This is a genomic window from Tepidamorphus gemmatus (assembly GCF_004346195.1).
Taxonomy (GTDB): Bacteria; Pseudomonadota; Alphaproteobacteria; order Rhizobiales; family Tepidamorphaceae; genus Tepidamorphus; species Tepidamorphus gemmatus.
Window position 1 is genome coordinate 26,771 of record NZ_SMAK01000012.1, and the last position, 22,318, is coordinate 49,088.

The 22,318-nt window shown below is 68.5% G+C and carries 21 protein-coding genes; 8 read left to right on the top strand and 13 right to left on the bottom strand.

The genetic code is table 11. From position 1 onward, the window contains the following. Positions 1-206 precede the first annotated feature (206 nt). Complete coding sequence (locus EDC22_RS15645; RefSeq protein ID WP_132807618.1) at positions 207-1,001, top strand: thermonuclease family protein; 795 nt, start codon at positions 207-209, stop codon at positions 999-1,001. Then, positions 985-2,499, top strand: coding sequence for a M48 family metalloprotease (locus tag EDC22_RS15650; RefSeq protein WP_165926941.1), 1,515 nt, complete (start codon positions 985-987; stop codon positions 2,497-2,499). The genes EDC22_RS15645 and EDC22_RS15650 overlap by 17 nt, the downstream gene beginning before the upstream one ends. 77 nt (positions 2,500-2,576) lie before the next feature. Here EDC22_RS15650 and EDC22_RS15655 read toward each other — a convergent pair whose 3' ends face one another. The 6 genes from EDC22_RS15655 to EDC22_RS15680 form a co-directional block, all read right to left on the bottom strand. Further along, positions 2,577-3,440, bottom strand: a complete 864-nt coding sequence (locus EDC22_RS15655) for an RNA polymerase factor sigma-32 (protein ID WP_207903799.1) — start codon at positions 3,438-3,440, stop codon at positions 2,577-2,579. A 150-nt stretch (positions 3,441-3,590) separates the two neighbouring features. Then, positions 3,591-4,178 carry a CarD family transcriptional regulator gene (locus tag EDC22_RS15660; RefSeq protein ID WP_132807620.1) on the bottom strand — a complete coding sequence of 196 codons (588 nt, stop codon included), beginning with the start codon at positions 4,176-4,178 and terminating at the stop codon, positions 3,591-3,593. 369 nt (positions 4,179-4,547) lie between these two features. Then, positions 4,548-4,886, bottom strand: coding sequence for a ferredoxin FdxA (gene fdxA / locus EDC22_RS15665; protein WP_132807621.1), 339 nt, complete (start codon positions 4,884-4,886; stop codon positions 4,548-4,550). An 88-nt stretch (positions 4,887-4,974) separates the two neighbouring features. Continuing rightward, positions 4,975-5,361: an RNA-binding S4 domain-containing protein gene (locus tag EDC22_RS15670; RefSeq protein WP_245499796.1), complete on the bottom strand. Its 387-nt coding sequence runs from the start codon at positions 5,359-5,361 to the stop codon at positions 4,975-4,977. Next, the gene (locus tag EDC22_RS15675) at positions 5,358-8,579 is read right to left on the bottom strand and encodes a helicase-related protein (protein WP_132807622.1); all 3,222 of its coding nucleotides are present in this window, start codon (positions 8,577-8,579) and stop codon (positions 5,358-5,360) included. The genes EDC22_RS15670 and EDC22_RS15675 overlap by 4 nt, the downstream gene beginning before the upstream one ends. Positions 8,580-9,015: 436 nt before the next feature. Next, positions 9,016-9,885 carry a DUF3108 domain-containing protein gene (locus tag EDC22_RS15680; RefSeq protein WP_132807623.1) on the bottom strand — a complete coding sequence of 290 codons (870 nt, stop codon included), beginning with the start codon at positions 9,883-9,885 and terminating at the stop codon, positions 9,016-9,018. A 306-nt stretch (positions 9,886-10,191) separates the two neighbouring features. Between EDC22_RS15680 and rpmB the strand changes: the two genes are divergently transcribed. Together rpmB and EDC22_RS15690 are read left to right on the top strand one after the other, a co-directional pair. Continuing rightward, positions 10,192-10,491, top strand: a complete 300-nt coding sequence (gene rpmB / locus EDC22_RS15685; protein ID WP_132807624.1) for a 50S ribosomal protein L28 — start codon at positions 10,192-10,194, stop codon at positions 10,489-10,491. Positions 10,492-10,777: 286 nt separating this feature from the next. Then, positions 10,778-11,398: a queuosine precursor transporter gene (locus EDC22_RS15690; protein ID WP_425385536.1), complete on the top strand. Its 621-nt coding sequence runs from the start codon at positions 10,778-10,780 to the stop codon at positions 11,396-11,398. Between the two features lie 9 nt (positions 11,399-11,407). Here EDC22_RS15690 and EDC22_RS15695 read toward each other — a convergent pair whose 3' ends face one another. The 4 genes from EDC22_RS15695 to EDC22_RS15710 all read right to left on the bottom strand — a co-directional run bounded on the left by EDC22_RS15695 (position 11,408) and on the right by EDC22_RS15710 (position 16,091). Continuing rightward, positions 11,408-12,454 (bottom strand): esterase-like activity of phytase family protein, encoded by a 1,047-nt coding sequence (locus EDC22_RS15695; RefSeq protein WP_132807625.1) that lies wholly within the window; start codon positions 12,452-12,454, stop codon positions 11,408-11,410. A gap of 8 nt (positions 12,455-12,462) precedes the next feature. After that, on the bottom strand, positions 12,463-14,367 hold the full coding sequence (gene cobT / locus EDC22_RS15700; RefSeq protein WP_132807626.1) for a cobaltochelatase subunit CobT: 1,905 nt from the start codon (positions 14,365-14,367) through the stop codon (positions 12,463-12,465). A 25-nt stretch (positions 14,368-14,392) separates the two neighbouring features. Beyond that, the gene (gene cobS, locus EDC22_RS15705) at positions 14,393-15,379 is read right to left on the bottom strand and encodes a cobaltochelatase subunit CobS (protein ID WP_132807627.1); all 987 of its coding nucleotides are present in this window, start codon (positions 15,377-15,379) and stop codon (positions 14,393-14,395) included. Between the two features lie 76 nt (positions 15,380-15,455). Beyond that, positions 15,456-16,091, bottom strand: a complete 636-nt coding sequence (locus tag EDC22_RS15710) for a J domain-containing protein (RefSeq protein ID WP_132807628.1) — start codon at positions 16,089-16,091, stop codon at positions 15,456-15,458. Positions 16,092-16,202: 111 nt separating this feature from the next. Between EDC22_RS15710 and EDC22_RS15715 the strand changes: the two genes are divergently transcribed. Next, on the top strand, positions 16,203-16,472 hold the full coding sequence (locus tag EDC22_RS15715; protein ID WP_132807629.1) for a BolA family protein: 270 nt from the start codon (positions 16,203-16,205) through the stop codon (positions 16,470-16,472). Between the two features lie 154 nt (positions 16,473-16,626). Here the strand turns inward: EDC22_RS15715 and EDC22_RS15720 are convergent, their stop codons facing one another. The 3 genes from EDC22_RS15720 to EDC22_RS15730 are packed head-to-tail and all read right to left on the bottom strand — an operon-like array spanning position 16,627 to position 19,792. Continuing rightward, on the bottom strand, positions 16,627-18,057 hold the full coding sequence (locus EDC22_RS15720) for a CNNM domain-containing protein (protein ID WP_132807630.1): 1,431 nt from the start codon (positions 18,055-18,057) through the stop codon (positions 16,627-16,629). Next, the gene (gene aroB, locus EDC22_RS15725) at positions 18,054-19,217 is read right to left on the bottom strand and encodes a 3-dehydroquinate synthase (protein ID WP_132807631.1); all 1,164 of its coding nucleotides are present in this window, start codon (positions 19,215-19,217) and stop codon (positions 18,054-18,056) included. Before aroB ends, EDC22_RS15720 begins: the two co-directional genes overlap by 4 nt. Beyond that, complete coding sequence (locus EDC22_RS15730) at positions 19,202-19,792, bottom strand: shikimate kinase (RefSeq protein WP_132807663.1); 591 nt, start codon at positions 19,790-19,792, stop codon at positions 19,202-19,204. Before EDC22_RS15730 ends, aroB begins: the two co-directional genes overlap by 16 nt. A 212-nt stretch (positions 19,793-20,004) precedes the next feature. Between EDC22_RS15730 and EDC22_RS15735 the strand changes: the two genes are divergently transcribed. The 3 genes from EDC22_RS15735 (at position 20,005) to EDC22_RS15745 (ending at position 22,165) form a co-directional block, all read left to right on the top strand. Further along, positions 20,005-20,148 (top strand): histidine kinase, encoded by a 144-nt coding sequence (locus tag EDC22_RS15735; RefSeq protein ID WP_132807632.1) that lies wholly within the window; start codon positions 20,005-20,007, stop codon positions 20,146-20,148. Between the two features lie 7 nt (positions 20,149-20,155). After that, positions 20,156-21,124 (top strand): site-specific tyrosine recombinase XerD, encoded by a 969-nt coding sequence (locus tag EDC22_RS15740; protein ID WP_132807633.1) that lies wholly within the window; start codon positions 20,156-20,158, stop codon positions 21,122-21,124. Positions 21,125-21,211: 87 nt separating this feature from the next. Next, positions 21,212-22,165 (top strand): acetyl-CoA carboxylase carboxyltransferase subunit alpha, encoded by a 954-nt coding sequence (locus EDC22_RS15745; protein ID WP_132807634.1) that lies wholly within the window; start codon positions 21,212-21,214, stop codon positions 22,163-22,165. The last annotated feature ends 153 nt before the right edge of the window (positions 22,166-22,318 follow it).

A 22,318-nucleotide genomic window follows, 5' to 3' on the forward strand; every position in this document is an offset into this window, starting at 1 on the left:
GTCCGGCGTGACGTTCCGGATCATGGATCGGACGTCAGGCAGATGCGCGGTTGCTGCCCGCAAGTCCCGGCCCGGTGCGGCGTGAAGGAGCCTTGATGTCGGCCACCTCCCGCCGGACAATCGGGCGGCCGGCAGGGCACCGGTGACACAGGTGTCGCAGGGAAGGTCTGGCGGTGGCGTGGTGGCGGTTCCCGGGGCTGTGGGGAATGTCGAGGCTGCCGGCAGCTGCAGTGGCGGTGATGATCATCGCCCTCGAGGGTGGTGCGGTGGCCTGTCCGACCGGCCCGGTCGAGACGGTGCAGGTGGCCGAGGTCATATCGGCCACCGAGCTTCGCCTCGCGGACGGCCGCCGGATCCGGCTTGCGCAACTGCTGATCGAACCGGCCGCTGCCGGGGAGTCTGCTGCGCGGATCGCCGCTGCGGCGCAACGGAGCGTGGCGGAGGCTGTCGCGCAGGTTGGCGGTCGGCTTGCAATCCGGACGCTCGCCGCACGCCCGGATCGGCATGGACGGATCCCGGCCAATGTCGAGACACCGGGCCGGGGCGGCGGTTGGCTGCAGGGTCGGCTGGTCGAGTCGGGACTTGCGCAGGTCTCGGCGTTGCTGGATGATCCGACGTGCATCGGCGATCTGTTGCGGCGCGAAGCGGCGGCGCGATCAGAACGCAGGGGACTTTGGTCGACCGAGATCGGCACTATATGGCAGGCGGGAGACCCGGGCGCGCTTGCGGCGCGCACCGGTCACTTCGCCATTGTGGAAGGTCGCATCGTGTCGGTAGGGGAACGCCGACGGAGGACATATCTCAATTTCGGCGTGAACTGGGTGGAGGATTTCACCGTTCTGATCGAGGCGGATGACCTGCCGCGGCTGCAGGCCGCCGGGTTGGTCGTCGGCGATCTTGAAGGACGATGGGTGCGCGTACGCGGATGGATCCGGGACGACAGGGGACCGGCCATCCGGATCACGCATCCGGGGCAGCTGGACATTGTCGGAACGCGGTGATCATACAGCCTGTCTGAAGCGGAGCTGGCGCGGTCTGGCGGCGGCGACGCTCGCCCTAGCGCTGTCAGCGTGTTCGGGCGGCAGCCTGACCGATGCCGAGTCGACCGTCCTGCCGACCATCACGCCGCCGACCCGGCCGTCCGTGGCTTCATCCGGCTTCGATGCCCGGGAGATCGCGCTTGGCCAGCGCGAGCATCCGAAGATCGTGGCCGCCTTCGGCGGCACCTATGTGGACCCGGATCTGCAGCGCTTCCTCGACACGATGGTCGCCGATCTGGCGAGGGTTTCCGAGCGGCCGGACCTCAGCTACACGGTGACGGTGCTGAATTCGCCGTCCATCAACGCCTTTTCGCTGCCCGGCGGCTACGTCTATGTGACGCGCGGCCTGCTGGCGCTGGCCAACGACACCTCGGAGATCGCCAACGTGCTGGCGCACGAAATGGCCCACATCACGCAGCGGCATGCGATCCAGCGCGAGCAGCAGGCGAGTTCCGTCGCGGTGATGAGCCAGGTCGTCACCGACGCGATCCGCGACCCCGAGACCGGTCAGGCCGCCCTCGCATTGACCAAGGGGCGGCTGGCGCAGTTCTCCCGCCAGCAGGAGCTTGACGCCGACGTGATCGGCATCAGGACCGCCGCCAAGGCCGGTTACGATCCAGAAGGCTCGGTCAACTTCCTGCGCGCGCTGGAGCGGCAAACGGAGCTGCATTCGCGTGTGCTCAACCAGGCCTACGATCCCGGCCGGGTTGACCTGTTCGCAAGCCATCCGGCGACGCCGCAGCGGATTCTCGCCGCCGAGCGCGAGGCTCAGCAGGTGGCCCGCACGACGGAATTCCGCCGCGACAGGGCTGCCTATCTCCGCGTGATCGACGGGCTGCCGTTCGGCGACGATCCGCGCGAGGGCTTCGTGCAGGGCCGCACCTTCGTGCATCCGCAGCTCGGCATCACGTTCACCGCCCCCGAAGGCTATGGGCTCGAAAATACCTCACGGGCCGTTGTGGGCTTCTCGCAGGCCGGCGACATCATCCGGTTCGACGCCGTCAGCGTGCCGGCGAGCGTCAGCCTGACCGAGTATCTGGCCACCGACGCCGTGCGCGGCGGTCAGGTCACGCAGATCGAACCGATGACGATCGGCGGACTGCCGGCGGCGACAGCGACGGTGACGAGCGAGGGGTGGAGCTTCAAGGTCGCGGCGATCCGCGGGCAGGGGGCGAGGGTCTACCGGTTCATCCTGGCCACGCGCGACCTCAACGCGGAGCGCGAGCGTGAGCTGCTGACCTCAGCGCAGAGTTTCCGGATCGTGCCGGAGGAGGTGGCGCGCCGCATCCGCCAGCAGCGCATTTCGGTGGTCCAGGTCGCGCCCGGCGACACGGTCGAGACGATGGCGAACCGCATGGCGTTCGACGATCATCGCATCGAACGATTCCGGGCGCTCAACGGACTGTCCCCGGGAGATCGTCTCAGTCCCGGCCAGCTCGTCAAGATCGTCGTGCAGTGACACTGGCCACCGCGCACGCGCAGGCGCGGCAGTGTCCCTAGAGCGCCGTCCTCGCGGCGTCGCGGCTCACCACGTCGTCAGATCAGCGCGCCGGCGTCCGGTTCCTGATCGATCAGCGCGGCGCGCAGCTTCTCCAGGGCCCGGCTCTCGATCTGGCGGACGCGTTCCTTCGAGATGCCGAGCGCCAGGCCGAGAGCCTCCAGCGTCGCGCCTTCCTCGCGCAGCCGCCGCTCGCGCACGATCCGCAGCTCGCGCTCGGTGAGGACTTCCAGCGCCGCCCGCAGCCGCCGCCTACGCTTCTCGCCATCGATCGCCTCGCCGACCGTCTCGTCCTGCAGGGGTGCGTCGGAGACGAGGAAATCCTGACGCTCGGCGCTGCCCTCGGACTCGATGGCCGGCGCATTCAGGCTGGTGTCGGGCGCCGACAGGCGGGCATCCATCATCGCCACGTCGCTTTCCGAGACGCCGATCGCCTCGGCGATGCGTCGATGCAGTTCCTGTTCCGACAGCGGTGACGGCCCCTGGCCGAGCTTTGCGCGCAGGCGACGCAGGTTGAAGAACAAGGCCTTCTGCGTCGAGCTGGTTCCGCCGCGTACGATCGACCAGTTGCGCAGGATGTAATCCTGGATCGAGGCGCGGATCCACCAGGTCGCATAGGTCGAGAAGCGGACGTCACGGTCCGGCTCGAACCGGGCCGCCGCCTCCAGCAGTCCGACATGGCCCTCCTGGATCAGGTCGGACATGGCGAGGCCGAAATGCCGGAATCGCGCGGCGATGGCGATCACAAGGCGCATGTGTGCGTGGGTCAGCCGGTGCAGGGCCGCCTCGTCGCGGTCGTTGCGCCAGCGCTGGGCGAGCAACTGCTCCTCGTCCTTGTCCAGGTAGGGCGCGTTCATGGCCGCCCGGACGAAGCGGCGACGAGGACTCATGGTGCTCTGCATGGCGTCACATCCACCGGATGGCGAGTTGTGTCTCCGTAGAGATTACGTGCGAGGCACCGGCACGGTTCATTGCATCAAACCAGAAAAGCCGCCCGGCTTGAAGCCGGGCGGCCCGCATTGCTGGCATGCGCCTGTAACAGTCGCGTTATGTCACGCTGCTTCGTCGCGTTCCTCGTCGTCCGCCTCGACGTCGGCCTCGACGGCTGCGCCGCGGCGCGGCCCCTTGGCCAGCATGGCCTCGATCTCGCGAATCGCCTCGGTCTCGGTCAGCCGCTTCACGGCAGCGACCTCGCGCGCCATCCGGTCGAGCGCGGCCTCGTAGAGCTGGCGCTCACTGTAGGACTGCTCCGGCTGTGCATCGGAGCGGTGCAGGTCGCGCACAACCTCGCCGATGGCGATCAGATCGCCGGAGTTGATCTTTGCCTCGTACTCCTGGGCGCGGCGGCTCCACATCGTCCGCTTCACCCGGGCACGACCCTTCAGCACCTCGAGCGCCCGCGCGACGACCGCTTCCTCCGAGAGCTTGCGCATGCCGACGCTGGCGACCTTGCCGACGGGAACCCTCAGCGTCATCTTGTCCTTCTCGAAGTTGATCACGAACAGTTCGAGCTTGGTGCCTGCCACCTCCTGTTCCTCGATCGCCGTAATCTGCCCGACACCGTGCGCGGGATAGACGATGTACTCTGCGGTCCGGAATCCGTGACGCGATGCCGACTTCTTGTTGTTGCGGGTGGTCATTCTTCTATCTGAACTCCTGAACGTCGCGGATGCGACGCATGGGCCAAACACGACGCTGGCAGTCCTGCTCGGTCCGCCACGTTATGTCACGAGCCGGAATTCCCTCGGGGGCGAGCCGGCAACACAACCGGCGATCGTCGGAACAACGTCCCGACGCCCAAAAATATCGCCCGTTCGACGGGCGGATCAGGTGAGGGATTTCACCAGCGATCTCTTACATATATCACAGTATTCGGGGAAATCCAAGTGTTGCAGCGCAATAGGCCCGCACGCTGCCGGCGGCGGGCCGTCCGCTGCTCTCGGCATTGCCGCGCCGCGACGTTGCGTCGGCGCCCCCCCCTCGCGCCGAGATGAAGGCGGTTCGGGCGCTCAGTCGCCCTGGCCAGGCTCGGGAGAAAACTGCGTCTCCAGCTTGCCGGGGACCCCGTCCCATTCCTTGGCGTCGGCCGGCGGCTCGCGCTTCACGGTGATGTTAGGCCATTTTGCCGCATACTCGGCATTGAGGGCGATCCAGCGCTCGAGACCTGGCTCGGTATCCGGCTTGATCGCCTCGGCCGGGCATTCGGGCTCGCAGACCCCGCAATCGATGCATTCGTCGGGGTGAATGACCAGCATGTTGGCGCCCTCGTAGAAGCAGTCCACCGGGCAGACTTCCACGCAATCCATGTATTTGCAGCGGATGCAGTTGTCGGTGACGACGTAGGTCATGCCATTCTCCAGGGGCGGGCAGCCAACCGGACGTGGTGCCTATCGCTTTTGCCGGAACGGTTCAAGCGGGCGGACGGGATTAGATTTCTCAATCATCTGGAGCCGGGAGACTGCGTTTCCACGCGACCAGATGTCGCCGCTCACGCTTGGTTGGCCGACCGGCACCGGGCTCGCGTGCCGCCGGCGGGCCGGCGGCCGGCTCGGTCGGCGCCGGCAAGGTCAACTCGGCGAACAGCGCCTGCGCGGCCGTCGCTGGCCCCCGCCGGTCGGCGAAGGCCTCAACCCTCAGAACCCGAATACCGCCGGAAAGGCTGGCGGTGACGATATCGCCCAGCCGGACCGGATGGCTCGGCTTGACGATGCGGATCCGGTTGAGCCGCACGTGGCCTGCGGCAACCAGGGCGGCAGCCTGGCTGCGGGTCTTCACCAGCCTTGCATGCCACAGCCACCGGTCGATGCGCTGGCAGTCGATCAAGCGTCGCGCCTGTCCCGTTCCGCGAGGGCGTCGCGAAGCCCCTTGAGCGCGGCGAACGGCGACAGCGGGTCGGGCTCGCGAGACTCGCGCCGCCCGCCTGACCGGGCCGGAGGTGGGGCGGCCACCCGCCGGTCATCGTTGCGCTCGCCACCCTTGCGCGGCGGCCGGCCCTTGCCGGGTCGCCCCTTGCTGCCGCGCTGGTCGGCCTGGTGGCGGTCCGGTCCGCGCAGGCGGCGCAGCCCGCCGCCGTCGGTCCCATCCTCGGCTGCGATCCCGGTGCGGGGACCGGTCGGCCGACCGTCCCGCCGCCCGCACGGCCGCTGCGCGGCATCGGGACGACGACCGGGCCGCCAGACGATGATCTCGGTCGCCACCGCCGGCCCGGCGGTCACTCCGGTCGGTGTGTCGACCGCTGTGTCCGTCGGCGCTTCCCCCGGTGCATCGACTGCGGCTGCGTCCGGTTCGCCGACCGCAGGCCGGACCGGCACCGGCTCGGATCTGTCGGCGCCGGACATGGCGTGCGGCATGGGCTGGTCCGCATCGGCGGCCTGCGCCGGCGCCTCGACCGCCGCATCTTCCGACAGCTCCCCGGTCGCGGGCGCATATGCTTCGGGCGAACCGGGATCGGTGTCGTCGGCATCGTTGCCGCCCTCATCCCCGCCACGGGCCTCGACGGCGGCTTCGGCGGTGGTTGCGGAGGATCCGGCAGCGGGGCGTTCGGCAGATGTGACCCGCGCCAAGGCGGTGGGCACCGCCGGCGCTGGCCGTGTCTCGCTGCGGTAGCCGAGCGCCTTCAGGATTTCGGCGAAATCCTCGCCGGCACAGCCGGCAAGCGACGTCATCTGCTCGGTGACGGTGAACACGCGCCCGTCGACCGCACCGGGCGGCCGGGAGGCGCTGCCGGGCTTCCAGGCGAGCGCGGCGCGGATCTGGTCGGCGATCCGCTCGAGGATGTCGATGCGGATGGCGCGGCCGCCGCAGGGGCGGAACCCGAAGGCGCGATACAGCCCGCGCGCCGTGCCCGGCTCGATCGCCACTGACATGCGTCCGCTCTGGACCAACGCCGCGACGTGATCGAGGCCGGGCTGGTGCAGTCCGCCATGATGCAGCGCCCAGAGCTGGGCGGCCAGGACGCGCGGTCCGGGCTTCAGCAGGGCCGGCAGGTAGATGTGATGGGCGCCGAAGCGCACGCCGTGGCGGCGCAAGGCCGCACGGTCGTCCTGGGACAGCGCCCGCACCTCGTCGCTGATCCTCGAACGTTCGAGGATTCCGAGCGCCTCGCCGAGCTGGAAGGCAATGCCGCGCGCCATGCCGGCGAGGCTGTCGTCCTCGAGGAGCGCCTTCAGCGGCCCCAGACGCTGGGCGATCCTGTCGGCCATCCAGCGTCCAAGCCGGTCCGCGGCATTGTCGCGCGGCGCGCCGGCGAGCTGCTCGTCGGCGAGCAGGGCGATACGCGGAGCGAGCAGGACATCACCCTTCTCGAGCCGGCCGACCGGCGCGCCGCGCCACATGAAGGTGCCGTCCAGGGTCAGCGAGATCACCTCGTCGGCATCCCTGGCCAGCCGCTCGGCGCGCGCCTGGAGTTCGCCGGCCAGCGAGCGCCGCGCCGCTGCCGAGATCGCCTTGAGATGGTTGCCGTCGGCTTCCGGATCGGGTGTGAAGCGCAGACCGTCCAGACGGCCGACATGATGGCCTTCGACGGTCACGTCGCCGCCGGTATCGATATCGGCTTCCATTGTGGCGTTCTCCCTCAGGCTGCGGGCCAGCACGCTGGTTCGGCGATCCACGAAACGGTGCGTCAGGCGCTCGTGCAGGGCGTCCGACAGACGGTCCTCTACGGCGTGGGTGCGCTCCTGCCAACCGGCAGGATCGGCCAGCCAGTCCGGTCGGTTGGCGACGAAGGTCCAGGTGCGGATGTGGGCGATTCGGTTGGACAGGGTGTCGATGTCGCCGTCGCTGCGGTCGCATTCGGCGACCTGCCGGGCGAACCAGTCCTCCGACAGCCGTCCATGGCGCATCAGCTGCGTATAAAGGGTCGCCACCAGCTCGACATGGTTGGCGGGCGCGATCTTGCGGTAGTCGGGCACCTGGCAGACATCCCAGAGCCGCTCCACCGCATGATGGCCGCGGGCGATGTCGGCGATCTCAGGATCGCAGGCCGCAGCCTCCAGGGCATGGATGTCATCGCCGGCGGGTGCCCGGGTCAGCCCATCCTCGCGCGGAGCCGCCGCCAGGCTGGCGCGCAGGGCCGTCAGCGAGGAGAAGTCGAGGTCGGCATTGCGCCACTGCAGCAGATGGACCGGCTCGAAATCGTGGCTCTCCAGCCGGCCCACCAGATCGTCGGCGAGCGGGTCGACGCGGCCGGTCACGCCGAACGTGCCGTCGCGCAGGTGCCGCCCGGCGCGGCCGGCGATCTGGCCCATCTCCGCGGGGGTGAGATCGCGGTAGTGGAATCCGTCGAACTTGCGCCTGGCGGCAAAGGCGACATGATCGACGTCGAGATTGAGCCCCATGCCGATCGCGTCGGTGGCCACCAGGAAATCCACCTCGCCGGACTGGTAGAGGCCGACCTGGGCGTTGCGTGTGCGCGGGCTCAGCGCCCCGAGCACCACCGCCGCGCCGCCGCGCTGACGCCGGATCAGCTCGGCAATGGCGTAGACCTCCTCGGCCGAGAAGGCGACGACGGCGGAGCGGCGCGGCAATCTGGTGATCTTCCGCTGGCCCGAATAGGCCAGATGCGACAGCCGCGGCCGGGTCACCACGTTGAGGTTCGGCATCAGCCGGGTCAGGATCGGGCGCATGGTGCCGGCGCCGAGCAGCAGCGTTTCCTCACGGCCGCGCCGGCGCAGAATGCGATCGGTGAAGACATGACCCCGGTCGAGATCGGCGGCAAGCTGCACCTCGTCGATCGCGACGAAGGCGACATCGAGATCGCGCGGCATCGCCTCGACCGTCGAGATCCAGTAGCGCGGATTGGCCGGCTTGATCTTCTCCTCGCCGGTAACGAGCGCGACCGCCTCGGCGCCGACCCGCTCCACGACGCGGCCGTAGACTTCGCGCGCGAGCAGCCGCAGCGGCAACCCGATGACGCCGGATTCGTGTCCGAGCATCCGCTCGATGGCAAGATGAGTCTTGCCCGTGTTCGTCGGACCGAGCACCGCGGTCACGGTCCGCCCGCGCGCGGCGGGGTGGCGGCCGACATCCGGCAGGTTGGTCATGACGCCTCCCGTGGCGATGCCCCCGGCCATTGGGCCAAAGCCGTGTCGCATCTTACCCGCTGCCTGTAAAGAGGCGGAATCGGAGTATCCGCGCCGCAGCGATGCCCGGTTGTCCCGATCCGGCACAGGTCCGCTGGCACGATTCACGGCTGGAACGCGAACGGAACAAATCCCGCCCGAATCGCTGACTCGTCCCGCTTCGCGATTCGTTCCCGGCGAGATATGGAGTGCAAATGGAAATGGTCCACCATATCTGGAATCGGAACCGGGATGCCGATACGGGATCCGTTAACGGAATGGTTCGAGGCCGTCGGCGCGCGACGCGCCCCGTCGCCGCGGACGCCGTCAACTGGAGCCGGTGCAGGTCCCCATCATCCGCCCGCGTCACGACCTCTCCCGGCTGGCGCAGACCTGGAGCACGCGTCCGAGTCGTCCGTCAGTCGGCGAGCGCCGCCGCGCGGGTCTGCAGCGCGCCGCTGGCGGTCAGCTCGGTGGCCTGCACCACCGCAGCGCCGAGCGGCGTTGGAATGGTGACGCGATAGGGCACGAGAATGTCCGAGCCGGGCACGGGGGTGAGCATCACCTCGGCTGTGATCTTCTCGGCCGTCTTGACCTCGTCCTTGTCGGTGCGGTGGCCGGCGATCGCCCGGTAGCGGGCGTTACACACCAGCACCTCGTCGGCAAAGCCGACGCCGCCCGAGACGGGCTGGATCTCGCGGTATTCGAGGTTGACGTCGAAACGCTCCTGGCCGTTGAAGATCGGTACGCTGCGCTCACAGGCGCGCTTGTCGAAGCCGTCGACCGAGTAGCCGCCGGGAAAGAACAGCGCGCTGATCGGATCGATGATGCCGCGCTTGTCGGCCTCGGTCACCTTCACGCGATTGGGATGATTGACATGATAGGGCGTCGGCGTCGGGGTGATCCTGAGCTGGCGGACACCCGAGCTGTTCATCGTCATGCGGATCGTCGCGGTCTTCTTGCCGTCGGTGGCATTGACGGAGAAGGCGCTGGGCTGCGTCCTGCCGTGCTGCAGCCTGCCGGCGGACGAGGCGCTGGCGCTGTACTCGTAGAGGACGCCGGCGATGCCGGTAAGCTTGCCGAACCCGTCGATCCGGTATTTCGGGCCTTCGAAGGTGCCGACGAGGGTGGCATTGCCGATCGGCAGAGCGCCGAGGCTGACTCGGTAGTTCAGCTGGAACCGGTAATCGGCCTCGTCGGCGGTGGCGACAGTGACGGCTGCCAGCCCGACAACCGCGGCGACCGAGATCCGCTTCGCCAGCCTGGCGCTCCACGCAACCGACTTCATCGCACTCGCCTCATCGACCGGAGGACCAGACCCGCCAACCGCCTCGACATTCCGTCAGGCCATGCCGCGCAGGCTCGCTTGGTATGGTTAAGGTTCGGTTAGCGAACCCCTGTCACCCGACAGCATGGACGCCGAATCTGGCGCGTTGATGTCGGAACGGCAACCCCGCCCGGTTGTCGGCCGCCCTCGGCCGACTTGACGCTGTGCCGCGCGCTGTCTATAGGCTCACGCTGAATTCCCAGAACGGCAAGGCCGCCCGGTCCGCCGACCCTGTCAGGCGGCCGCAAGCATTTCGAGGATAGTACCATGGCCCGGCGTTGTGAGCTGACCGGCAAGGCGGTCATGTCCGGCAACAATGTGAGCCACGCCAACAACAAGACCCGGCGTCGGTTCCTTCCCAACTTGCTCAACGTGACGCTGATGAGCGACACGCTGAACCGCAGCTTCCGGCTGCGCATCTCGGCCAATGCGCTGCGCAGCGTGGAACATCGCGGCGGTCTCGACGCCTTCCTGATGAAGGCGCGCGACGAGGAGCTGTCCGAGCGGGCGCAGGGTCTGAAGCGCGATATCGCCAAGGCCGCAGCGGCAGCGACGCCGACGGCCTGAACCTGCCGGTCGGCGCCACAGGCGCCACGTCCCGTCATTTCTATGAACCGTTTGTCTCCGTCCTTGCGAACCGCCGCGGGCCGATAGGGATCAACGGCGGAACATCGGCTGGGAGGGTGCGCTCCGATCCAGGTCCGGCAGGCGGCCGGAGCAGGGCAAATGCGCCTCCTCGCGGTCGGCAGGACGGTGAGGCCCGCGGCAGGAATCGCTGCGCCGGCGGGACTCCGCCATGCGGACCTTACGGGCCCTGTGACTGGCGCAATCGGGCGGATGGGATGGTCCTGCCATGACGACGGGTGGTGATTTCCAGGATCAGCGCGGCCGCGCGGGGATGCGTCTGTCGTTGCCAGTGGCGGCCATGGCGATGGTCGTCGCGGCTTCAAACGTGCTTGTCCAGTATCCGTTCACGCCGCTCGGCCTCGCCGATTACCTGACCTGGGGTGCCTTTTCCTATCCCTTCGCATTCCTGGTGACCGATCTGACCAATCGCCGCTTCGGTCCGGTGGCGGCGCGGCGGGTGGTCTATGCAGGGTTCGCAATCGCGGTCGCGTTGTCGGTCTGGCTCGCGACGCCGCGCATCGCACTTGCTTCGGGCACAGCCTTTCTTGCCGCGCAGCTCGTCGACGTCTGGATCTTCCACCGGCTGCGCCGGCAAGCCTGGTGGCAGGCGCCGCTCGCCTCCTCGCTGATCGGCGCGACGGTCGACACGACGCTGTTCTTCTCGCTCGCCTTTGCCGGATCCGGCATCGGCGAGGCCGACTACTGGGGTCTCGTGCTGCCGGTCTGGGTCGCCTGGGCAGTTTTCGACTGGATGGTCAAGCTGGTGCATGCCGTCGCGATGCTCGGTCCGTTCCACCTGCTGCGCCGGCGGACGGCGCCTGCGGTCGGAGAGTACCCCGCGCTGTAGCCGCAGCTGTCAGGGGTCGAGAAGTTCGAACTGCAGCAGCAGGGTGCGCTGCAGGGTGTTGAAATTGTCGTCGGAGATGATGCTGAGAACGGTGCGGCCGGCCTCGTCGGTGTGCACGGCGATGCCCTCCATGTTGTCCACCGCATAGGCCATGCCGGCGGCCAGCAGCACCACGCCGGAGATCGGCTCTTCACGGGCCAGTTCGGCCGCGCTTATGCGGCGCACCCGCATCGCCACGCCGGTCAGCACGTTGAAGCGTCGCTCGAGCACGATGACGTCGCCATTGGCGAGTGCCACCGCGTCGGTAACGTTGAAGTCGCCGTCGCGGATCAGGCCGATCTCGCGGCTGCTGCCGTCCGGCGCGATCACCCAGCCCGGAATCGTGCCGGGCCGCGCGGTGCTCTCGGATTCGGCCAGCGCGACCAGCGAGCCGGCGCCCGGAGCGCCGGGCGGGATGACCGCGAGTGCTTCGAGCCCCTGATTGTAGGGCAGATCGGCGATCGCCGCGGGCATCGCCACGGGCGACGCCCGCGCGAGGCGCCCATCCGGGCCGAAACTGTAGCGCAGGACGCGATTGTCGCGCTCGAAGGCGACCATGACGTCGTTCGTCAGGCCGTTGCCGCCGACGGCGCGCAGCGCCTCGGCGTCGGCGCCGAACTTGGCGCCGAGTGGCGCACCGTCCTCGTCGATGAGGCGCTCAACCGTCACTTGCGAGAGACCGGCCGGAGCCCTGCCGGCATGGTCGAGTGTGGCGGAGAAGAGGTCGCCGACATCGCTCACCATCATCAGCCGATGACCGTCCGGCGAGATCTCGAGGCCGGACAGACCGCCGAAGCGCTTGTCGGAGGAATCGAGCTGAAGCCCGCCAAGATAGCGCAGCCCGCCAAACACGGCCTGATCGGCGTGCTGTGGATCGAAGCTGGCGACGGGGGCGGCACGGACCGTGACGGCCTCCTCGGCCCGGGCGGGACCGGCGGCGGGCTGGCCGAAGGACAGGGCGAGGGACAGGGCGAGGGACAGGGCCGCGGCGATCGCGGCGGACGCGCGTCCGTGCATGCTGCGGTTCAATTCGGGGCGGCCGCCCGGCGGCGGAGGCGCCGGCGGCCCGCGGCATGCACCGGACCGGAACCCTCCTCGAACAGCTCGGCAAGCTTGTCGGTCATCGCACCGCCGAGTTCCTCGGCATCGACGATCGTGACCGCCCGGCGATAGTAGCGTGTGACGTCGTGGCCGATGCCGATGGCGATCAGTTCGACCGGCGAGCGGGTCTCGATGTCCTCGATCACCTGACGCAGGTGACGCTCGAGATAGTTGCCGGGATTGACGGACAGCGTCGAATCGTCAACCGGCGCTCCGTCGGAGATCATCATCAGGATCCGGCGCTGCTCCGGCCGGGCAATCAGCCGGTCGTGCGCCCAGGCCAGTGCCTCGCCGTCGATGTTCTCCTTCAAGAGCCCCTCGCGCATCATCAGACCGAGATTGCGCCGGGCGCGACGCCACGGCATGTCGGCGGGCTTGTAGATGATGTGGCGCAGGTCGTTGAGGCGGCCCGGACCCTGCGGCTTTCCGGCGGCGAGCCAGGCCTCGCGGCTCTGTCCGCCCTTCCAGGCACGCGTGGTGAAGCCGAGGATCTCGACCTTGACGCCGCAGCGCTCCAGCGTGCGGGCGAGGATATCGGCGCAGGTCGCCGCGACGGTGATCGGCCGTCCGCGCATCGAACCGGAATTGTCGAGCAGCAGCGTCACCACCGTATCGCGGAAGTCGGTGTCGCGTTCGCGCTTGAAGGACAAGGGGTGCATCGGATCGATGATCACCCGGTGCAGGCGCGCCGCATCGAGCACCCCCTCCTCGAGGTCGAAGTCCCAGGCGCGATTCTGCTGTGCCAGCAGCCGGCGCTGCAGCCGGTTGGCGAGGCGGGTGACGACGCCCTGCAGATGTTGAAGTTGCTTGTCCAGAAATCCCCTGAGCCGGTCCAGCTCGTCCGGGTCGCACAGTTCCTCGGCCGAGACGGTCTCGTCGAACCGGCTGGTGAAGATGCGGTAGGCATTGGCGCCGGTGGTGTTGGAGAACGGGAAGTTGGGCCGCCAGGGTTCGTTCGATTCGGTCGAATCGGCGGACTCCGCTTCCTGCTCCAGCGCCTCAGCGCGGGTGTCAGTTGCCTCGACGTCGCCTTCCTCCTGCTCGGCGGCGTCCATGGATTCCTCGGCTGAAGCGCCGTCACTGGAGTCCTGCTCGCTCTCCTGGCGCGAGTCGGACGAGGTGTCGGAGGAGTCCTCGCTCTCGCTGGACTCCTCCTCATCCTCCTCCTCGGCGCCGAGTTCATCGGCCATGTCGAAGGCGGCGATCATCTCGCGGACGATGCGGGCGTAAACGGTCTGGTCCTCGAGCGCTGCGGCGAGGCGGTCCATCTCGTCGCCGGCCTTCTGCTCGATCCAGCTCCGCCACAGCTCGACGGCGCGCCGCGCGCTCTCGGGCGCCGGGCGACGGGTCATCCGTTCGCGCGCGATCAACGCCACCGCCTCCTCGAGAGGCACGTCGGCGCGCGATTCTGCGGCGGCGACGTTCATCCGCGAATAGCGGGCCTCGAGCATCGCGCCGATATTGTCGGCGACGCCGCACATGCGGTTGCTGCCGACCGCCTCGCAGCGCGCCTGTTCGACGGCCTCGAACAGGGCCCGCGCATTGCGCCCCTGCGGCAGCAGACGGCGATGGATGGCCTGGTCGTGGCAGGCGAGACGCAGGGCGAGGGCATCGGCCTGGCCGCGCGCGACCGCCGCCTCCTCGGGCGACAGCTTGCGCGGCGGCTCGGGCAGCCGCACCGACCGTCCCGACACGCCGGCGCGATCGGTGCCGAAGCTGACCTCGATATCGGCCTTGCCGGCGATCGCACGGGTTGCCGCAGCGACGGCGCGCTTGAAGGGCTCGGTCGGGGCCGAGCGGCCTGGCATCCCGGGCTTGCGGTTGGTCATGTCGCCCTGCCGCCTGCCAATCCCGTCAGTTGAGTGCGATGTTCACCGTCGATTCGGGCAGGTCCCTGCCGAAGCAGCGCTGATAGAATTCCGCGACGATGCCGCGCTCCAGCTCGTCGCACTTGTTGAGGAATGTGAGTCGGAAGGCGAGTCCGATGTCGCCGAAGATGTTGGCATTCTCGGCCCAGGTCAGCACCGTGCGCGGGCTCATCACCGTCGACAGATCGCCGTTCATGAAGGCATTGCGGGTGAGGTCGGCGACGCGGACCATCCGCGAAACGATCTCGCGTCCTGCGTCGCTCTGGTAGTGCTTCGACTTGGCGAGCACGATGTTCACCTCGTCGTCGTGCGGCAGATAGTTCAGCGTCACGACGATCGACCAGCGGTCCATCTGGCCCTGGTTGATCTGCTGGGTGCCGTGATAGAGGCCGGAGGTGTCGCCAAGGCCGATGGTATTGGTGGTCGCGAACAGCCGGAAGGCAGGATGCGGCCGAATGACGCGCTTCTGGTCGAGCAGGGTCAGCTTGCCGGAGACCTCGAGCACCCGCTGGATGACGAACATCACGTCAGGGCGGCCGGCGTCGTACTCGTCGAAGACCAGCGCCGTGTTCGTCTGCAACGCCCATGGCAGGATGCCGTCGCGGAACTCGGTGACCTGCAGACCGTCCTTGATGACGATCGCGTCCTTGCCGACGAGGTCGATGCGCGAGATGTGGCTGTCGAGATTGACGCGGACGCACGGCCAGTTCAGACGCGCCGCGACCTGCTCGATGTGCGTCGACTTGCCGGTGCCGTGAAAGCCCTGGATCATCACGCGGCGGTTGTGCGCGAATCCCGCGAGGATGGCGAGGGTCGTCTCGCGATTGAACTGGTAGTCCGGATCGACGTCAGGAACATGCTCGTCGGGCTCGGCATAGGCCGGAACCTCGAGATCGGAGTCGATGCCGAAGACCTGCCGCACGGAAACCTTCATGTCGGGCAGGCCATGGGGCTCAGCAATTCCGCTCGTCATACTGCCTCCAGCTCACGGACGGCACGAGCCGTCCGTCGATCAGGTCGGGATCTGTCGTGAAGCCGTGCGACAATAATCAGCAATCGCGGTAGAAGCCAGAGGCCTTGAGGGTTCCATAGGCCTCGATGATCGCCCGCAGGCGATCCTCGCTTGAACGGTCGCCGCCATTGGCGTCGGGATGGTGACGCTTCACGAGTTCCTTGTATCTCAGCTTAATTTCGGGTCCCGTTGCCGTTTCGTCCAGTCCCAGTTCGTCGAGCGAACGGCGCTCGGCGTTGCCAATGCGGCGCTGCGGCGCGCGTGGTGTCTCGTCGCGCGCACGGTCGTGGCGGCGCGCCTCGGCGAAGAAGTCGAACGGGTCGTGATACATCCCGGCGCCGAAACGTCTGCCGTTGCGCGGGCCGCCGGGTTGGGCATGGGCGTTGGCGCCCATCGACCAGGTCGGCCGGTGCCCTGTCGCGCGGGACTCGAGCCAGGCCATCACGTCGGCCTCCGACATGCCGGAGAACCAGTTGTAGGACTTGTTGTAGTCGCGGACGTGTTCCAGACAGAAGTTGTAGTACTGGCCTTCCAGCAACCGTCCCTTCGGGGCGCGGTAGGGTCCAGGCCGGCGGCAGCCCTTGGCCTCGCAGACGGGGGCGCGCTCGGCGGCGACGCGATCGGCGTCGGGACGCACCCGGATCCTGTCGAACCATTTGGAATCCAGCTTCATCGCGACCGATTATGGGATTGCAGCTGACTCGAGACAAGCGACCCGAACCGCCGTGTCGCGCATGGCAGCACTGCCGTTGACAGCGATCCGGCGACGCGGCACCAACACACCATGACAATACGAGATCGGATTGCCGAAAAGTTGACGGCGGCGCTGGCGCCGGAGGCGCTGGAGGTGATCGACGAATCCGACCGCCACCACGGACATGCCGGCTGGCGCGAGGGCGGCGAGACCCACTTCCGGGTCAGGATCGTCTCGCGCGCCTTCGCCGGCAAGACTCGCGTCGAACGCCACCGGATGGTCAACGCGGCGCTCGCCGAGGAGCTGGCCGGCGGGGTGCATGCGCTCGCCATCTCCGCCGAGGCGCCGCCCATCCCCTGAGACGGTCGCGGGCCGGACCAACGGCCGGGGCGCGGCGCGGATCTGCGCCACGGGACAACGCTGCAGCAGCGGAACGGGATTCTCCGTCAGGAATTGCGACGAAGCAAAGTGTCAGGGCGGATCGTCGGTGGCGTGAAGCGGTGAACCGCTCTGGCTAGCGGTCGGACGAGGTCGGCGGCTGCTCGTCCGTGGGCTTCCCCGCCACCGGCCGCTCGACAGCGGGTTTCGATGTGACCCGCTTCGCCTCCGCCGATCTGGGCTCGGCGGGTCTCGGCTCCGCCGGCTCGGCACCTGCCGGCTTCACCGCCGCCGGCTTGGGCAGCTTCGCCAGCGGCGTGATCCGCAGCGAGGCGATGCGGTTGCGCATCTTGCGCAGTACCTGGAAGCGGAAGCCGTGGAAGGTGAACGCCTGGCCCGGCTCCGGGATCTGCCGCGCCTCGTGGATGACGAGGCCGGCGATCGTCGTTGCCTCGTCATCCGGCAGGCTCCAGTCCATGTGGCGGTTGAGGTCGCGGATCGGCACCGAGCCGTCGACGATGATCGATCCGTCCGGCTGAGGCCGCACGCCCTGGACGACGATGTCGTGCTCGTCGGCAATGTCGCCGACGATCTCCTCGAGGATGTCCTCGAGCGTCACCAGGCCCATCACCTCGCCATACTCGTCGACCACAAGGGCGAAATGGGCCTTGCGCCTGAGGAAGGCGTTGAGCTGGTCCTGAAGGGACGTGGTGTCGGGCACGAACCACGGCGGCGTCATGATCGCGGCGATGTCGATGGCGCTGGCATCGCCCTTCGCCGCGGCAAGCGCGCGCAGCATGTCGCGGGCGTGCAGCACGCCGATGATGTTGTCGGGCTCCTCCTGCCAGAGCGGCAGGCGGGTATTCGGGCTGGCCAGCACCTCCTGGACGATCTTCTCAGGCGGGTCGTCGGCATTGATGGTACGCATCTCGGTGCGGTGGACCATCACGTCGGAGACCTGGAGGTCGCGCAGGTCGAGGATGCCGCCAAGCATGTCGCGGTCCTCCTTGACCACGGCACCTTCGCTGTGATGCAGGCTGATGGCACCGCGCAGCTCCTCGTGGGCCGACAGCAGCTGCTGGCTCGAGTCGATCTTGGCGCCGAAGGCCTGCATCACGCCGCGCACGATCATGTCGATCGCCTTGGCGATCGGGCCGAACACGAGGACGACCAGCCGCACCGGCGTCGACACCGCCAGGGCGACGCGATCGGGGTGCAGGATCGCGTAGGTCTTCGGCATGACCTCGGCGAAGATCACGAGCAGCGCCGTCATGACGAAGGTCGCATAGACCACGCCGGCGTCGCCGAACAGCGAGATGAGCACGTTTGTGGCCATCGCCGAGGCGAGGATGTTGACGAGGTTGTTGCCAAGCAGCAGGGCGCCGATCAGCCGCTGGCGCGACTCCAGCAGCATGTTGACGACGCGGGCGCGACGATCCGTCTTCTCGAGCTGGTGCATGCGCGCGCGCGAAGCCGCGGTCAGCGCCGTTTCCGAGCCCGAGAAGAAGGCCGAGGCAACGATCAGCGCCGCGATGATGCCAATGGTAATGGCGAGGGTGAGTGTCATGGTTCCGTCAGACGTCGAGCCAGGAAGTCGCGGACGAGCTCGGCCGGGACGTCGCGGCGGACAAAGGCCCTGCCGATGCCCTGCGCCAGGACGAAGGTGAGCGAGCCACGTTCGACCTTCTTGTCCTGTCCGATCAGCGTCAGCAGCCGCTCGGCGCCCGGCAGGCCACCCTTGATATGGTAGGGCCGGGTCGGAAGTCCAACGGCCGATAGATGGCGCACGATGCGGTCCTCGTCGGCGGCGGCGCACAGGCCAAGCTCGGCGGAGAAGCCGAACGCCAGCACCATGCCGATCGCCACCGCCTCGCCGTGGACGAGTCGGTCGGAAAAGCCGGTCGCGGCCTCCAGCGCGTGCCCGAAGGTGTGGCCGAGGTTGAGCAGGGCCCGTTCGCCGGTCTCGCGCTCATCGGCGGCGACCACGCGCGCCTTGGCGCGGCAGCTCGTCGCGATGGCGCGAATGCGGGCCGGGCCGCCGGCAAAGACCTCGCGCCAGCTACCCTCCAGCCAGGCAAAGAAGGTCGGATCGTCGATCAGGCCGTACTTGACGATCTCGGCATAGCCGGCGCGGAATTCGCGCGGGCTCAGTGTGTCGAGCAGCGCCGTATCGGCGACGACCAGCACAGGCTGGTGGAACGCTCCGACGAGGTTCTTGCCGTGGCGGGTGTCGATGCCGGTCTTGCCGCCCACAGAGGAATCGACCTGGGCGAGCAGGCTGGTGGGAACCTGGACGAACCGCACGCCGCGCCTCAGGATCGCGGCCGCGAAGCCGGCGAGGTCTCCGACCACGCCGCCGCCGAACGCGATGACGATGTCGCCGCGCTCGACCCGTGCGTCGAGCAGCGCGCCGACGACGCGTTCGAGCTCGGCAAAGCATTTGGAGGATTCCCCCGGCGGCACGCTGACCGTGGTCAGCGTCACGATGCCGCCGAGGCCGGCGGCAAGTGCCTCGCCGTGCAGGGCCGCCACGGTGCTGTCGGCAATCACTGCCACCCGTGCGCCCGGCGCCAGCGCGTTGATCCGCGATCCGATCGCCGCCAGGCTGCCGGCGCCGATCAGGATGTCGTAGGAGCGGTCGCCGAGATCGACCCTGACGGTCTCGCCCGACAGCGCGCCCGGAGCCGGACCGGGCAGCAGGCAGGTCTCGTTCACGGTGTCGGGCATGGTGTCGGGCTTGCCTCCGGTGAAGCGCCAGCGAGCCTGGCGGTCAGAGCTTCGATGATCTCGGTGACGACCTCGTCGTGCGGAACGTCGCGGCTGCGCACGACGATATCGGCGAGCGCATAGACCGGGTCGCGCTCGAGACTGAGACGGCGCAGCTTCGCGGCAACGTCGCCGCCGTGAAGCAGTGGCCGGTCGTTGCGACGGCGGACGCGGCGCACCAGCGTATCGATGTCCGCCTTCAGCCAGACGGACACGCCGTCGGCAGCGACGCTCCGACGCGTCTGCTCGTTCATCCAGGCGCCGCCGCCGGTGGCGAGCACCTGGGGGCCGCCCCCGAGCAAGCGGGCAATCACCTTGCGCTCGCCCTCGCGGAAATGCGCCTCGCCGTGACGGGCGAAGATGTCGGAGATAGTCATGCCGGCGGCCGTCTCGATTTCCGTATCGGCGTCAACGAACGGCAGTCCGAGCCGCGCCGCGAGCCGGCGGCCTACCGAGGACTTGCCGGCGCCCATCATGCCGATCAGCACGATGGAGCGCGTGCCGAGGGCCTTCCGCAGGCGTACAGAATCCGCGATGCTGACCGGGGGATCGGCGGCTGTACAGTCGGCCGGCGGCGCGGGATCGGACTCGGTGGCGTGCAAGGCGAAACTGTCCTAGATACTGCCGGGTGCCCTTGGCTGCGGGGCATGGGAGCTATTTCAGTAGTCGGCGGCGGGACGCGACACAAGCGGGCCGCGCCGCATCGGTCCCGACAGCGGGATTTGCTCCCGGACGGAGAAGAGTTGCGGTGCCGAGCCTGTTCCGATTCCTGGTGATCATCGGCTTCATCGCCGGCATCGTCTATGCCGCGATGTTCGCCCTGGTAACCTTCGTCGATCCGGAGCCGCGGGAAATGTCGGTCAGGGTTCCGGCCGAACGGCTGCAGCAGTGAGAAGGCGATGGCTGCCAAGACACGCGGCGGCACGCGCGGCGCCCTCGTCGAGGCCTTCCTGGAGATGATCGCGGCGGAGCGATTGGCCTCACCCAACACGCTCGCCGCCTACCGGCGTGATCTGCAGGATTTCGCGCAGTTCGTCGCCGGCCACGGCCGCGATGTCGGCTCGGCCGACAGTGAGACCGTCGCCGCCTATGCCGCCGATCTGGCCCGGCGCGGCTTCGCGCCTGCCTCGCAGCAGCGACGCCTGTCGGCGCTCAGACAATTCCACCGCTTCCTGCTCGAGGGCGGGATGCGCCCGGATGATCCCACCCAGGCGCTGGATGTCCCCAGGCGCGGTCGGCAGCTGCCGAAGATCATCGATCAGGGCGATGTCGGGCGGCTCCTGACGCAGGCGGCGGCCGAGGCTCGCGATCCCGGAGTCAGGCCGGCGGCGCGGCTGCGGGCGATCCGCATGCACTGCCTCATCGAACTGCTCTATGCCACGGGATTGCGGGTGTCCGAACTGGTATCGCTGCCGGCCTCGGCGGCACGCGGCGGCCGGCCGATGCTGTCGGTGGTCGGCAAGGGGGGGCGGGAGCGGCTGGTGCTGCTGACCGCGACGGCGATCGAGGCGCTGGAGGCCTGGGCGCTGGCGCGCCGCGCGGCCGGTCTGGAGGGCCGCTGGCTTTTTCCCGCCGACGCGCAGGACGGCCATCTGACCCGCCAGGCCTTCGGGCGCGACCTCAAGGCGCTGGCGGCGCGGGCCGGCCTGCCCGCCGCGATGCTGTCGCCGCATGTGCTGCGCCATGCCTTTGCCAGCCATCTGCTGGAGAACGGCGCAGACCTGAGGATCGTCCAGCAGCTTCTGGGGCATGCCGACATCTCGACCACCCAGATCTACACGCATGTGCTGGAAGAGCGGCTGAAGCGCGCCGTGATCGAGCATCATCCGCTGTCGGGCGCGCGGCGCGGTGGGGGCGGCCCGGCTTGACAGGCGCCCCCTGCCCGGCCAGTTTCCCGCCGTCCGGCCGCGATCCCTCCACCGCCGGCCCCCGTCCGCCGGGAGGCAGATGAGCGCATGAAAGCCTATCTCGACTTCGAGAAGCCCGTCGCCGACCTCGAGGGCAAGGTCGCCGAGCTGAAAGTCCTCGAGGACAGCGAGGGCGGCGTCGGCATCTCCGAGGAGGTCGCACGTCTGCAGGCGAAGGCCGACCAGGCGCTGCGCGATCTCTATGCGAGGCTCACGCCCTGGCAGAAGACCCAGGTCGCGCGCCACCCCGGTCGCCCGCACACGCTCGACTATATTCGCAGGCTGATCGAGGACTTCGTGCCGCTCGCAGGCGACCGCAAGTACGGCGAGGACGAGGCGATCGTCGGCGGTCTCGGCCGGTTCCGCGGCGCGTCGGTGGTCGTGATGGGTCATGAGAAGGGCTCCGACACCGAGAGCCGACTCAAGCACAATTTCGGCATGGCGCGCCCCGAAGGTTATCGCAAGGCGGTCCGGCTGATCGAACTGGCCGACCGTTTCGGCCTGCCGGTGATCGCCTTCGTCGATACCGCCGGCGCCTATCCGGGCGTCGGCGCCGAGGAGCGTGGCCAAGCCGAGGCGATCGCCCGTGCAACGGACGCCTGCCTGATGCTGGGGACCCCCAATGTCGCCGTGATCATCGGCGAGGGCGGATCGGGCGGAGCGGTCGCGATCGCGACGGCGAACCGGGTGCTGATGCTCGAACATGCGATCTACACGGTGGCCTCGCCGGAGGCGTCGGCGTCGATCCTCTGGCATGATTCCGCCCGCGCCGCGGACGCCGCCACCGCAATGAAGATCACCGCCAGCGATCTGAAGCGGTTCGGGGTGATCGACGCCATCATCGCCGAGCCCACCGGAGGCGCCCACCGCAAGCCCGACGAGGCGATCGAGGCGACCGGACGGGCGATCGACGCCGCGCTCAAGGAATTCGCCGGTCTCGACGCCGACGAGATCCGCCGCCGCCGGCGCGAGAAATTCCTCGCGATGGGGCGAAACCTCTGAGCGACATCGTCGAATTGCCGCGATCATAGCGGGAGATTGACTCTTGCGGATTGTGCCGACAGGGGCGAAACTCCGCACCGGGAGTCGTGGATGGGCAAGTTCCCGGTAAACCGAGTCTTAACGCTGTCGATCTAGATGTCGACAAGCAGTATC